12 protein-coding genes are annotated in these 13,927 nt (G+C 47.9%); 7 read left to right on the forward strand and 5 right to left on the reverse strand.

What is annotated here, in order from left to right; genetic code table 11:
• Positions 1-22 precede the first annotated feature (22 nt).
• Positions 23-934, forward strand: coding sequence for a DUF1616 domain-containing protein (locus ASJ33_RS01700; RefSeq protein WP_023651860.1), 912 nt, complete (start codon positions 23-25; stop codon positions 932-934).
• Positions 935-946: 12 nt separating this feature from the next.
• On the opposite strand, the gene ASJ33_RS01705 is transcribed toward ASJ33_RS01700, so the two are convergent.
• Complete coding sequence (locus ASJ33_RS01705) at positions 947-1,954, reverse strand: glycosyltransferase family 4 protein (protein ID WP_023651861.1); 1,008 nt, start codon at positions 1,952-1,954, stop codon at positions 947-949.
• Positions 1,955-2,155: 201 nt separating this feature from the next.
• On the opposite strand from ASJ33_RS01705, the gene ASJ33_RS01710 reads away from it, so the two are divergent.
• From ASJ33_RS01710 to ASJ33_RS01720, 3 genes are all read left to right on the forward strand, one after another.
• A complete protein-coding gene (locus tag ASJ33_RS01710) occupies positions 2,156-2,992 on the forward strand; it encodes an HAD-IIIA family hydrolase (protein WP_236886617.1) in 837 nt (278 codons plus the stop codon).
• Between the two features lie 85 nt (positions 2,993-3,077).
• Complete coding sequence (locus ASJ33_RS01715) at positions 3,078-3,905, forward strand: PIG-L deacetylase family protein (RefSeq protein ID WP_236886618.1); 828 nt, start codon at positions 3,078-3,080, stop codon at positions 3,903-3,905.
• Positions 3,906-4,155: 250 nt separating this feature from the next.
• Positions 4,156-5,130 (forward strand): aldo/keto reductase, encoded by a 975-nt coding sequence (locus ASJ33_RS01720; protein WP_023651863.1) that lies wholly within the window; start codon positions 4,156-4,158, stop codon positions 5,128-5,130.
• Here the strand turns inward: ASJ33_RS01720 and ASJ33_RS01725 are convergent.
• Entirely contained in the window at positions 5,127-5,480 is a 354-nt protein-coding gene (locus ASJ33_RS01725; RefSeq protein WP_023651864.1) for a DUF134 domain-containing protein, read from the reverse strand. The genes ASJ33_RS01720 and ASJ33_RS01725 overlap by 4 nt on opposite strands.
• Positions 5,481-5,631: 151 nt before the next feature.
• Here ASJ33_RS01725 and ASJ33_RS01730 point away from each other — a divergent pair, with 151 nt between their 5' ends.
• Both ASJ33_RS01730 and ablA read left to right on the forward strand, forming a co-directional pair.
• A complete protein-coding gene (locus ASJ33_RS01730) occupies positions 5,632-6,126 on the forward strand; it encodes a HEAT repeat domain-containing protein (RefSeq protein ID WP_023651865.1) in 495 nt (164 codons plus the stop codon).
• Positions 6,127-6,581: 455 nt separating this feature from the next.
• The gene (ablA, locus tag ASJ33_RS01735) at positions 6,582-8,774 is read left to right on the forward strand and encodes a lysine 2,3-aminomutase (RefSeq protein WP_023651866.1); all 2,193 of its coding nucleotides are present in this window, start codon (positions 6,582-6,584) and stop codon (positions 8,772-8,774) included.
• A gap of 80 nt (positions 8,775-8,854) precedes the next feature.
• Here ablA and ASJ33_RS01740 read toward each other — a convergent pair whose 3' ends face one another.
• Positions 8,855-10,135: a serpin family protein gene (locus ASJ33_RS01740; RefSeq protein ID WP_041330560.1), complete on the reverse strand. Its 1,281-nt coding sequence runs from the start codon at positions 10,133-10,135 to the stop codon at positions 8,855-8,857.
• Between the two features lie 195 nt (positions 10,136-10,330).
• Between ASJ33_RS01740 and trhA the strand changes: the two genes are divergently transcribed.
• Complete coding sequence (trhA, locus tag ASJ33_RS01745) at positions 10,331-10,909, forward strand: PAQR family membrane homeostasis protein TrhA (RefSeq protein ID WP_236886619.1); 579 nt, start codon at positions 10,331-10,333, stop codon at positions 10,907-10,909.
• On the opposite strand, the gene ASJ33_RS01750 is transcribed toward trhA, so the two are convergent.
• Together ASJ33_RS01750 and ASJ33_RS01755 are read right to left on the reverse strand one after the other, a co-directional pair.
• Positions 10,906-12,897 (reverse strand): ABC-F family ATP-binding cassette domain-containing protein, encoded by a 1,992-nt coding sequence (locus ASJ33_RS01750; RefSeq protein ID WP_023651869.1) that lies wholly within the window; start codon positions 12,895-12,897, stop codon positions 10,906-10,908. The two genes, trhA and ASJ33_RS01750, sit on opposite strands and share 4 nt — an antisense overlap.
• 131 nt (positions 12,898-13,028) lie before the next feature.
• Positions 13,029-13,895 carry a DUF6612 family protein gene (locus ASJ33_RS01755; protein WP_023651870.1) on the reverse strand — a complete coding sequence of 289 codons (867 nt, stop codon included), beginning with the start codon at positions 13,893-13,895 and terminating at the stop codon, positions 13,029-13,031.
• Between the last annotated feature and the right edge of the window lie 32 nt (positions 13,896-13,927).

Here is a 13,927-nt window from a genome sequence, read left to right on the forward strand (position 1 = left end):
TATATGAGGCTGGTCTTTTGGGATGAATTTTTTACGCCGTTATGATTTTTATCTGCTGATACTGTTTATAGGGTTAGGGGTGCTGGCCTTTAACGGTGGCTGGGTACTGCCTTTGCGGCTGTTATTTGGCCTGCCGCTGGTCCTGATAGTGCCGGGTTATGCCCTGGCATCAGTCCTGTACCCCTCTAAGCTTAGCCTCAGCCGCTCCTCACGGCTTATGGTTAGTCTGGCACTCAGTCTATCAGTCTCCATGCTGGCAGGGCTGGTTTTAAACTATACGGTTGGGCTGGGGCAGGAGAGTGTTCTGTGTACTCTTTGCAGTTTAAGCCTTATATTTTGTCTTGCGGCCATTGGCAGAAGGCAACGTTTGCCGCCTGACGAAAGACCCGGTCTGATACTAATCCCTCCTGACACTAAAAAACAGGTCTCCGGAAATACCTCCCAGGTTTTCTTGAATATGCTTCTGGCAGTTTGCCTGCTGGGAGTGGGCGGATTTGCCGTAAAACAACTGGTACAAGTTTATTCGCCGGCGGAGTTTACTCAGTTTTATATGCTGGGTATAGATGATACTGCCGAAAACTTTCCAAGTATGTTTTTTCTGGATAACGGGCAGGTGACTGAAGTGCAGTATGGCAACCGGCCTGCGGTAGAGGCTGTTTCTGCCTGCCTGAAGCTGGTCATCTCCAATAGCGGCCAGTTTGACATAGTTTATAGGGTGGAAGCTCTACTTAACGGCCATCTGCACAAGTTTTCCTTTGGCGATGGCACAGAATTTGACGGTTTTATAGACGTGCCTGCGAGTGTTGTTAATTCACTTGAGCTCTATTTTGCCCCGATTGAACCGGGTGATAACCAGTTACTGGAAATTTGGCTTTATTCGGGTGACACCCCGGTATTCTCCCAGCCTCTTAAACTTGTCTTCAGTACGGACTAAAGCGGTTTTTGCTCAGGCCAAAAGCTTTGCATATATCTCTTTGAGGCTGGTTATTACCAGAGGCCAATTGCAGGCGGATACCTTGGGCCGGGTATTAGGCGGCGGGTTTTTTATATGAGCCTGAAAAGCTTTTAGAAATTCAAAATCATCTTTTGCATAGTACAATCCCTCTCCTTCAGTGAATACTTCAGGCAGAGCACCGAATGGGGTAGTTATAACCGGCAGATTGGAGGACATAGCTTCCAGTACTGAAAGAGGCATTTCGCTGGAAAAAATCTGGTGGTTGGTATCTTCTTCCAAGAGCATGGGGTATATGTAACAGTCTGCCAGAGCGTACCAGTCAGCAATATTGGGGCGGAAACTGGTCAGAATCATGCAGCTGCTTTTTCTCAGATTTTCCAGCAGGGTGCGGTTAAAAATACCCGGATTTGAAACGGCCATTATTACCTGTGTATCCGGGTTTTGCATACGTCTTAGCAGGTCCACTCCCCGCCCTGACCGTATCGGCCCTACGTGAAGCAGAAGCAGTTTGTTTTGGGGCAGGCAATACTGGCGGCGAAGCTCAGCTTTGATTTCAGGTGAAACCGGCTGAAAAACAGTCATATCCACCCCGTTCGGTAAAATGACAGTCTCTATTCCGGACTCTTTGAAAAAAGCGGCACATTTTTGGGATAAGCAGATTGCCAGATCCGGTTTTATATACGGAAGCATGTTTTTTACGGTACGGGTCTTGGCTGGCTGTTGGGCGGAAATGACTGTTTTAGCTCGCGGAGCGGACAGTTTGGCCAGTTGCAGGCGGAAAAGTTCAGCCGAATCCGGTTTACCCAGCAGGTGAATTATATCCGGCTGGAAACGGCGGATGCGGTTCAGGCTTCTGGGGCGGGTAAAGTGTTCCTTGTGGCAGAGTAGAAGCGATATATCCTTTTCTTTGGAAAGAAAATCAGCCAGCTGGGCCGCCATTTTATATATACTGCGGTCAGGGCAAACCTTGAAATCACCTATCAGACAGATTTTTATCATATTATGCTCTGGAATATCCGAAATCTAGTGTAAGCTACTCCCGCCTGTTCGTCAAAACATTTTTATATAGCAGCTGAGGTGGCTACGGATTGCCAAATATGCCAAATGACCATGACAATGTGTAATAATATGGCAAAAACTATTGACAAATGGCAAGATACGGGCTTATCATAGTGACAATAAGCGAAAAACAGGGTATAAATGAACCAAAAGGCTGTATTTATTGACCGGGACGGCACAATTGTAGAGGATGTGCCGTATTGCAATTCCCCCAGAAAAATACGTTTGCTGAACGGGGCGGGTAAAGCTATTAAAAGATTAAATGACCAGGGCTATCTGGTCATTTTGATTACAAACCAGTCCGGGGTTGCCAGAGGTTATTTTTCTGAAGAGACTTTAGGCGAAATTCATAACAAGTTAAGAGAAGAATTGGATTGTTTCGGTGCTCATCTGGATGATATTTTTTATTGCCCTCATCATCCTTCAGAGGGTTGCACCTGCCGTAAACCGTCAACAGGTCTTATTGAAAGGGCAATTGAAAAACATGGCATCAATAACAATCTCTCATATTTTATAGGTGACCGGCTGATAGATATGCAGGCAGCAAACCGAACAGGCTGTAAAGCAGTGCTGGTGCCTTATGCCCCCCCAGAAACAGATTATTTTAAATCAGATGTTACTCCTGACAGCCGCCCCTCTTTTCTGGCTGGTGATTTTACTGCCGCAGTAGATTGGATACTGGCAGATGCTGCGGGTGAAGCAGCCGTTTCGGTAATTATACCCACCCTTAACGAAGAGCATAATATTTGCTGTGTTTTGCCCCGCTTGCGGCGTGTCCCCGGTATTAGCGAGGTTATTTTGGTAGACGGTAAATCTACTGACCGGACTGTTGAAAATGCCCTGAGGCTATGGCCGGAAATAAAGGTTATTAACCAGCCCGGTCGGGGTAAAGGTAATGCTATGAGGGTGGGTTTTGTTAAAAATATATGCCACAAAGTCTCCAAACTAATGACAATAGACAGACTACAAGACATATAATAGCAAAAAAAATGCCAAAAGGCTATAAGTTGTCTAATTAGTTTATCAAGGCATTCGGCAGGGTGACGGATATTGCCACTTGTACTTGGCGGATATATTTTCTAAACTGATACAGATGGACCCCATTAAAAAGAACAGGATAGGCCTGCTTTTTAGCCTGATAGTTATCTGTCTGGCCGGGGTATCCTTTTTCTTCTGGGCTGTGCCGGAAGTACTTGGTCAGCAATATATCAAACTCCTTGACTGTCTGCCGTTACCACAGGCGGGAGAACGGATACTTGTATTTTCCCCCCACCCGGATGATGAGACTATTGCGCTGGGCGGATATATTGCCAGTGCTTGTCAGGCTGGTGCGGAGGTAGAAATTGTACTGGTTACTGACGGCAGCAAATATACTCCTCGGGAGACCCGCTATGCGGAATTTGAACACGCCTGCCATCTTTTGGGGGTTAGCGAAGATAATCTGGTGTTTCTGGGTTTTAAAGATGGCAGTTTGAATTCATTATCGCTTAACAGTCTGGCTGCTTCATTTGGGAATTTGATAAACAGTTTTCAGCCGGATATCGTGTTTTATCCCCACCACAAGGATGCCCATGCTGACCATGCGGCTGTAAGCAGAGCAGTCGGTCAGTATCTTAAAACTATTCCCGGTATACAGAGGTATGAATATCTGGTGCATTACCGGATATTATTCCCTCAGCCGCGGATTTTTAACCAGAACTTGTATCTGCTGCCGCCGCTTACACTGGTAAATGAAGACCAGAATTGGCTTCGCTTTGACCTTTCTGAAGCCCAATTGGAGCAAAAAATAGCAGCCATGAGTGCTTATGAGAGCCAGCTGAAAAACCCGTTTTTAAATCCCCTTATGCAGAGTTTTATCCGCCAGAATGAGCTGGTTTGTCTGCCAAATTGAATAGCTCGAGTGATGTTTTCGTTTAATACCAAAAATTGCATAAGGTTTTTGCGGCCCGGACTGTTTATGCCCCTCGTGGCCGGGCAGATTACCGGAATAGCGTCTTTATGCGGGTGTTAGCGGGTGTTTCCCCTCTAGATGATACTAAGGTGTCTAGAAATGGATTGTGAGGCTTGCCTTTAGTAATGTTGAAAGCTAACATTTAGGTGTATTTTCTGCAGTAAAAAAATTATCGGGAGCGGCCGGATATATGAACGATATTTTAGATAAAAAGTGGTCTTATCGTGAACTTGGCAAAACAGGCATAGGGCTCAGCCCCATAGGTTTGGGTGGCTGGCAGTTTTCCCGCGGCAAGGGGGCGGCTATCGGTGTCTGGGGTATGCTAAACCAAACTAAAGTAAATGAGATTGTGCTTAATTCACTTACCGGCGGCATAAACTGGTTTGATACCGCTGAAGCTTACGGTATGGGGCAAAGCGAAGAGTCTCTGGCCGAAGCTTTGAAGCAGGCGGGTATCCGGCCGGGGGAATGTTTTATAGCTACCAAATGGCAGCCTACCATGCGCTCGGCCTCTTCTTTGAAGACCCTTTTGCCCATACGTGAGGGTTTTCTAAGCCCGTATAAGGTAGATTTGTATCAGGTGCATTTCCCGGGGCTTTTTGCCTCCATTGATACCCAGATGGATAACATGGCCGCTTTGTATAAAGAAGGCCGGATACGGGCTATAGGCGTCAGCAACTTTAATGCTTCTCAGATGCGTATTGCCCAGAAACGTTTAAACAAACACGGGCTGTCACTGGCTTCAAATCAGGTCAAGTATAATCTGCTGGACCGGCAGATTGAGACAAACGGGGTGCTAGAGACCGCCCGCGAACTGGGTATCAGTCTGATTGCTTATTCTCCGCTGGGTATGGGCATTCTCTCCGGTAAATACCAGCGCAATCCGGAGTATTTGGAGCAGGTGCCTTTTATCCGCCGCAAAGCTATCCGCCGCGGGTTGGAAAAGAGTATGCCGGTTATAGCCAAGCTTTCGGAAATAGCTGTCAGATACCATGCGGATATAGCTCAGGCGGCTTTGGCATGGGTAATTTACGGGCAGGGTGACACTGTTTTCGCTTTAGCCGGGGCCAGTACTCCGGTGCAGGCACGGGAAAACCTGAAGGCTTTGGATATAAAGCTGACCACAGCCGAAATCGCCGAACTAAACAGCATATCCCATTTTTAGGGTTCTTTCGGCGGGTCTGGCTGGCAAGTGGGTGTTTGCCTCTGACAGCAGGGGCGGGCATCTATCTCAAAAACCCCTCCCTCTATCCGTAGTGCCTTGCCATTTAGCAGGGCGTCGGCTACTTTGTATCTGGCGGAGTAGAGCATCCGCTGGAAAGTGGGCCTGGAAATATTCATCTGCTGGGCAGCCTCGGTCTGTTCAAGTCCCAGCAGGTCTTTCAGCCGCAGGGCCTCAGCTTCTTCAGTGGACAGCTGGTTTTCCTCAAGCATACTCAGAGGTATGCCGGCAGGTTTGTAATAAGCTACTTTGGGTATTTCACTTATGCGGCGGCATTTATATGGTCGGGGCATGGTGTTTACCTTTCAGTTTCTTTGCCACTTGGCTTCAGAATAGCCTGTACTTTTATTTGTGTCAATATTTTTCTGCGGGTGTTATTACGTATCGTTACTAATAGACCTTATGCCTGTTTTGGATTAGACTCAAAAAAGGAGGATAAAGCAGATGACAGATACCAAGTTTATTGCGCAGCAGCTAGAGCTTTTAAAAGATCCGAATGGGCTGGTACGCCAGTCCGCCCGTCTGGCACTCGAAGATTTGGGTAAAGCAAGCGTGCCGTATCTGGTAGCAAAGCTGGATGAGAATAAGGGTGAAGCGTTGTGGGAAAGTGTTAAGGCCCTTAGCCGTATCGGGGATGCCTCTTCTGCCGGGGCTTTGGTAAAGCTTCTCTCCCATGAAGTATCTGATATACGTTGGCTGGCATCTTTGGGTCTGATAAAGATAGGTAAAGAGGGGGTAAAGCCGCTTCTGCGGGCGCTTAGTTTGTCAGATGCCCGTTCCCCTTTCCTAAGGGAAGAAGCTCACCATGTGCTTACAGGGCTGAGGGATAAGGAGCTTAAGAGCAATCTTTCCGGGGTTATAAGTGCTTTGGAGAGCAATTCCCCACGGTCTGCTGTGCCGGTAGCCGCTGAGGAAGCACTTATAAAGCTTAAACTTTAGGGGCGGGCTTTCGGGCAGAACTAAATATAAGCATTTAGAAGTAACTAAACTAAACTACAGCAATTTATGGCAAGTTATGGTCAAAAAATAAGCTGTATTTACTTAAAACAAATCAGTATCTCTCTATTATACCTCTGTAGCTTGACTGCGGGGGTATAATAGGGGTACAATACACTTGATATCAAGGACACGAGGAGGTATTTGTCATTCCAAAGTGAGAAAATATACTTAAATATAGTCTTGGTGACCCGTTTTATAACGGGTTTTATCCCCGGCCCTTTCCGCTGTTTTTAATCTTCCGGTTGTTTCCTTCTCAGTTGTTTTGTGTCATTCCGGGTATGTGCTAGTCTTAGCGTAGTTTCAAACCTCTTTATTCAAGCTGTCAGCTTGTCCAGCCGTGTTTTCTTAATTCAGCTTTTGGGTTGGGGTGTATCCCGCACAAAGGAAGGATTAACATGGTTTTAACACATATTGAAGAAAAGATGCCTCAGACCTCTTTGCCGGAGCATGATTACCGCCTGATGGCCCACAAGATAGGCTCTGACTACAGTGAGGAAGAGTGGGGGAACTGGAAATGGCATGTTTCCCATACTATTAAGGACTTGGCCACCGTTGAAAAACTGCTGGGGGTAAAATTTTCAGCTGAGAAACGCCGCAGTCTGGAAGATACTATCCGCAATTTCCCCATGAGTATTACCCCGTATTACTTTTCCCTGATTGACACTAAAAATTTTGAAAATGACCCGGTTTTTATTCAGTCTGTACCCAGTGCCGCCGAGCTTAATTTCAGCTGCCATGATAAAGAAGACCCTTTGGCTGAAGATGTGGATAGCCCCACCCCCAGCATTACCCACCGCTATCCTGACAGGGTGCTGTTTCATGTCTCAAACCGCTGTGCCATGTACTGCCGCCACTGTACCCGCAAACGTAAAGTGGGGGATGTTGACAAGACCCTGTCCCGTGATGACCTGGTAAAGGGTTTGGAATATATTAAAAATACCCGCCAGGTGCGGGATGTGCTGCTATCCGGGGGTGACCCCCTGCTGCTTTCAGACAGTATGCTTGAGTGGCTGCTGTCTGAGCTGAAGGCCATACCCCATGTTCAGGTAATACGCATTGGCACGCGGGTGCCGGTGGTACTGCCCCAGCGGATTACCCCCCATCTGGTAAAAATTATTAAAAAATACCACCCTGTCTGGGTAAATACCCACTTCAACCACCCCAGAGAGATTACTGCTACCTCTATCCGGGCGCTTCGCCTGTTGGCGGATGCCGGTATCCCGCTGGGTAATCAGACCGTCCTTCTGGCCAAAGTAAATGACTGCCCGCGGGTTATGAAGGCTCTGGTGCACAAGCTGGTGGAAAACAGGGTGAGGCCTTATTACCTGTATCAGTGTGACCCGGCGCAGGGGCTTTCCCATTTCCGCACTTCCATAGGCAAGGGGATAGAGATTATTGAAAATCTTATCGGGCACACCAGTGGTTTCGCTGTGCCTACATATGTAATAGATGCCCCCAACGGCGGCGGCAAGATACCCATTATGCCGAATTACCTGATATCCCAGTCTTCCAGCAAGGTTATATTGCGTAATTACGAAGGGATTATAACCGCCTATTACCAGCCGGAAGATTATCACCCGCCCAAGTGCGGTCAGGACTGTTCGGCCTGTAACCTTGAGCTTGATTTAAACGGTGCGGCCGAAGGGTCACTGGTGGGCATTGCCCGTTTGCTGTCTAATCACGAGGATACAGATTATTTAGTTCCCACCGAGTGTGACCGGATGAACCGCCGCAAGAGCGGCTATGACCAGATAGTCACTCTGGGTACGTCTCTGATTCAGCACGGCAAAAACAGTGACCGTATTTATCTGATGAGGCTGGCTGCCGAGGAAACCGCTACCCTGCTGCCTGAAATGCAATCACTGGCCGCTGAAAACGGCTATACCAAGCTGTTTGCCAAAGTACCCGGTGATGTTAAAACCCTGTTTGAGGCAGACGGTTTTGAAACCGAAGCGGTTATTCCCTGTTTTTACGGCGGGACTAAAGCCGGTTATTTTATGGGCAAATTTATAGATAAGGGCAGGAAAACAGAGGAAAATGCCGAATTGCTGGAAGATGTGCTGAAGGTGGCCCATTCCAAAGCCGGTAAGGCACTTTCGTTTAAACTGCCTAAGGGATACACCCTTCGTAAATGCACTGCTGACGATACTGCAGCCATGGCCGAGGTGTTTTCCACTGTATTTGCCTCATATCCGTTTCCCATTTACGAACCGGAATATATCAGCCGCACCATGACCGAGAGTATAACCTATTATGGTATCTGGCACGGGCAGAAACTGGCGGCGCTGGCTTCGGCTGAGCAATATCCGCTGGAAGGCCATGTGGAACTGACAGATTTTGCTACTCTGCCGGATTACCGCCGCCGCAAGCTGGCGGGTATCTTGCTGCATACTATGGAAACCGAAATGAAACAAAAAGGTTTCAGGGTAAGCTATACGTCTGCGGTGGCAGAGTCTTACGGTATGAATATAAGCTTTGCCAGACAGGGGTATGAGTTTGCCGGCCGGCTTAAGAATAATACCCAGATAAACGGCGGCCTGAAAAGCATGAATATCTGGTACAAATGCCTGAAGAAACAGACTAAATAAGCCGGATTTTTGTGGCATTATAAAAGAAAGCGGACACCTCTGAAAGATGTCCGCTCTTTTTCTTACAGACGTGTATTATTTCAGGCGGTGGGGTCTATTACCCGTCCGGTAAAGAGGGTAGTGCCGGTAGCCATATCTACTATACAGAAGATAAAAGCCCGGTCAATAGACAGGGTAACAAGCTCGGTCGGGGCGGAAGTCAGGTTCATGCTTACGGCTGTTGCCGCGGCCGCTTCAGTGCCGTCTTCGCTTACAGATATAAATGACTTGTGGAATACATCACCTATCATAAGGTTATATCCGCCGTCCATCTTGGAGAAATCTGCCTGGCTGCCAAAGGCAGTGGGCATACCCAGGGAAGACAAAGCGTCTTTAAGGGTAAACTTTGATTCAAAGCTGAACTTGGGCAGGGACAGGTTTATCTGGTTGGACTGGATAGAAGAAAGTATCTTTGCCAGCATCTGTCCGGAAAGGGCATCTTCCACCTGGGCAAATTTGCCTTCATCCGGCAGGATAATTACCATTGAGAGCCCGTTTCCGGCATAAGCCAGCTCTACAGCCTGAAAATCATCTCCGCTGTAATAGCCGTGGTTTTCAATCTGGCGCAGCATCTGCACATTTACGCTGGTACCGTTTTGCAGGTAGAAAAGGCCGCTTTGAGTATTTTCTTCATCAAAGGGTGCTGCCCAGGCGGCATTAAAGTAGATAGCATTGGTCAGCACCAGACGGGTGGTTGCATCTATGCCATCAGCCGGGATAAGGTCTTTGATTTTGTCTTTGGTTGCGTCTGATACCCAGTCATTTATGACCTTGCGGGCTTCTTCGGAATTAGCGGCAAAGTCCAGCACCCTAAGACCTGCCCCGTAATTCTGGGCCAGTGTATCCAGAAAATCTGACAGGAAGGTGTAGTCTTTCTGCCCCCAGATGGCATTTACCAGCTTGAGTTCAAAAGTGCCTTCATCTGCTTCCTTGGCCTGAGCCTCTCTTTTATTCAGTTCCTGGTCAATAAAGTTAAAAAAGGCATGCAAATCAGCATCCGGCAGCAGGTAATTAAGGGTGTTTTGCATCTCGGTTTTGGTGGCGGTATCTGCCCCGGCATAGGTCATGGCCAGAGCAATGGAAATGCTGAACGGGGAGTAAAAGAAGTTGCCTTCCACGGTGCCTTTCAGGTAGCGGTACAGTTTAAAGGCTAAATCATTATTGGCTTGGACTTGGGTGTTTAAACTTTGCTGGCTGACATTCGGACTTAAGATCCGGTCTTTGTCAGATTTCAGTTCTTCAGCCGAAACACCGCCCGCACAGGCGGTAAAGGTGAATAAACTGACTACGGCCAGCAGCGAAAGCGCAAGTTTGGTTTTCATGCTTGTAGCTCCTTGTTTTGTCTGCAAGTATTAAAACGCACAGGGGTTAAAAAGGATAGCATAGGATAAAAATGCCCGTAGACCATTCCAGCCCAAAGGTTTATAATTGTAGTTTCTTTCAGGAGGACCGATATAAATATACGCAAGGCGGAGCGCTTTTCTTCATTTTCTCATCTGGCAGGGGCGGTGGGGGGTGTGCTGGCACTGATAGTGCTGGTCATACTTAGCTGGGGGAACTGGGATATCATGGCGGTCTCAGTCATTTATGCGCTGGCTGTTATCAGCCTGTTTTCTTTCAGTACTATTTACCACGCCCTGAAAAAACAGGAAAATGAAATAAATGTCTGGCGCAAGCTTGACCATATAGCCATATTTATAATGATAGCCGGTACTTATACCCCCATGGCTTATATCTATCTGGACGGGGGCTGGCGGCTGGGTATGCTTATTGCCACCTGGGCTTTTGTGCTTATAGGTGTCTTCCAGAAGGTATTTTTCTTGAATGCCCCCCGCTGGCTCTCACCGGTAACCTATCTGGGTATGGGCTGGATGGCGGTTTTCCCTTTAAGAGAGTTCTGGCTGAATATGCCGCCTCTGGTGTTCTGGCTGATTGCTGCCGGCGGTTTGGCCTACAGCATAGGGGCGGTTATTTACGGTATTAAAAAACCAAACCCGGTGCCGGGAGTATTCGGCTTCCATGAGATATTCCATGCCCTTATACTCTTGGGCTGGGCGTTTCATCTGGCGGCGGTTATACTGGCTATCTTAGCCTAATTATCCAGTGCCTTCAGGGCATCTTCCAGTTTCTGTTTGAGGGTATCATTCTGCTGGCAGAGCCTTAGCCATTTATCACCCAGAGTGACCAGCTGCTCCTTGCAGTTTTTATATTCCGCTGATGCATCGGCCGCTTTTTGGCCGCTGCGGTATAAATCAGGGTCGGCAAGCAGGATTTCCAGTTCCTGTTTGCGTTGTTCCAGATTTGTTATTTCAGCCTCTGTGTCGGATATTTCCTTCTTCAAAGCCCCGGTTTCTTTATAATGCTGGTTTCTTATCTGCCCTTCCAGAGTTTTGCGCTGTTTCTGGGAAAGTGTGGCCGGAACGGGGGAGGGGCGGTGAGAAATAACCGGTGCAGGGTTTTTAGACACTTCCCCTTCAAAAGGGTTGGCGGCGGCAAATTCCAGATAGGCATCATAATCGCCTTCAAAAACCCTGATTTTGCCGTTACGTACTTCAATAATCTTGTTAGCTACTTCGCGGATAAGGGTGCGGTCATGGGTGATAAAACACAGAGTGCCTTTGTATGCCTGAAGGGCGTCTGCCAGTATTTCGCGGGCGGGTATGTCCAGATGATTGGTTGGTTCGTCCATTAGTACCAGATTGGCGGGCTTAAGCAGCATTTTGGCAATGGCCAAGCGGGTTTTTTCACCCCCGGACAGCACCGATATCCTCTTTTTTACATCATCCCCGCTGAAGAGAAATGCCCCTAGCATACCCCGCAGCTGCTGTTCGGGGGCATCCGGTAAAATAGTTTCCAACTCCTCTATCAGGTTATTGGCAGGGCTTAGCGACTCTACATAATACTGGGCAAAATAGGCGGTATTTACGTTTGCTCCCAGATTACGGTAACCCGAATCAAACGGCATAACCCCGGCCAGTATCTTAAGGAGGGTGGTTTTGCCGGCACCGTTAGGGCCTACCAGAGCGGCCTTGTCACCCCGGGCAAGCACCAGTTCCAGCCCCTGGTAGATAACCAGGTCACCGTAAGACTTGGTGAGGTTTCTTAGTTTTATAACATCATGCCCGCTGCGTTCGGGTTCTGGGAAATTAAAGTGTATTTTTTTGGTCTGGCGGGGGATAGCTACCGCAGACAGCTTATCCAGCTTTTTTATACGGCTTTGCACTTGGCTGGCTTTGGTGGCTTTGTAACGGAAGCGCTCTATAAACTTGGTTTCTTTATCAATAAGTTCCTGCTGGCGGCGGGCCTGGCTTTCCAGCTGGTTCAGGCGGAGTTCGCGTTCCCGCAGGTAGCTGTCATAATTACCGGAATAAAGGCGGGCTTTTTGGTCTTCCAGTGACAGTATCTTGGTAGCGATGGAGTTTAAAAATGCCCGGTCATGGCTGGTAAAGAGCACCGAGCCGCTATACTGTTTGAGATAGCTTTCAAACCAGCGGGTGGACTCTAAGTCAAGGTGATTGGTAGGTTCGTCCAGTATGAGTATATCCGGGCTGAGGAAAAGGAGTTTGGCCAGTTCAGCCCGCATCAGCCAGCCGCCGGAAAACTCATGCAGGGGGCGGTCAAAATCTACCGGTTTGAAACCCAGCCCGGCCAGTATCAGCTTGGCTTCCTGTTCGGCATTATAACCACCCAGAGCCTCAAATGAGTGCTGAAGCTCCCCCAGCTCGTTCATCAGGCGGTTATTTTCAGAGCCGTCTTTTTCCTCGGCCAGTTCCCCCTGAAGCAGGGAAATTTTGTGTGAAAGTGAGCTAAGGCGGTCAGAGGCACTGGAGACAGCTTTAAGAAGGGGCTGTTTGGAGCTGGGCTTGATATCCTGTTCCAGATAACCCACCGTAGTGCCGCGGCGGAGGATAATTTTACCTTCGTCCGCTTCCAGCCTGCCGGCAATCATTTCAAAAAGGGTGGTCTTGCCGCTGCCGTTTGGCCCAAGCAGAGCCAGACGGTCTCTTGCACCTATATTCAGGTTTACGCCGGTGTAAAGGCTGCGTACCCCGAAGGATTTGGAAAGATTTTGGATATTTAGCATCTTAGTTTTGTACAATCGCCATTATACAGTAAGAAACCCCCGCCGCCAAAGGAGGCATTTTCTGACACAAAAATAGGGGAAGGTTTTAAAGCCTCCCCCTTGGTTTTACCTGCCGAAAGGTTTCAGAAAATTTAGCCTAACTGAATGGCGTTAACCGCATCAGGTGGCAGGGTAATAGTGACCGGCTGGTTAATATTAGTAATAGTAGTAGACATAACAAGAGACATAGTCTGGGCTTCTGTGATTATATCCATGGTCATATTCATCTTTATTACAAATGAAGTATCTTTGGCAACCCAGGCAGTCATTTTGATATTTTTCAGGTTGTCAGCGGGGTTGGTTATGCTTGACGGGTCATCTACAGCTTGCTGTTCATTCAGATATTGTATCAGTTCTTCCAGGTCAGGGGTGATGGTCACTTTCCAGCAGCTTACTCCGTTTATTGTTTCAGACCCGTCTATGGTAATGGTTGATTTGGAGAACAGATAGTCATTTTGCTGGGATTGGGAATCCCAAGTTTGGCTTTGCATCTGGGCATCTATCAGCATTTTATACCAGGTATTAAGCTGCATGCCGGTGTCCTGGTCACTATTGGTAATCCTGAAATACTGGAGACTGCCAATCATATAGGTCTCCAATTCCATAGTGCTTGCCAAATCCCCGGACATAATTACGCTGCTTGTTAGGTAAGCTCTCTTGTTGCCAAGGTCTTCTTTGCCATTTGCGGTCATAACTGTTTTGATATTCATACCGGAGACCTGCATAGTCATGTCAATCATGCTGGTCATATCAAAGCTGGTTATATTGGGAGAAGCTGCCAGTATGGAAGCAATCAGCTGTGAGCCGGTAGGGGTGGTGGGGGTTTCAGATGCAGGGGGATTATTGTTATTGGTGTCTGGTGAGTCAGTGTCATCAGTAGCGCTTGAACAGCCGCCCAAAGCCAGTGAGAACAGCATGAGCAGGCTGAGTAGGGTAGCCAAAAATTTGCCGGATTTCATCTGTTTCTGCCTTTCCCGTTTACCCTTATAGT

It is taken from the genome of Dehalococcoides mccartyi, assembly GCF_001889305.1.
In the GTDB taxonomy this organism is placed as follows: Bacteria; Chloroflexota; Dehalococcoidia; order Dehalococcoidales; family Dehalococcoidaceae; genus Dehalococcoides; species Dehalococcoides mccartyi_A.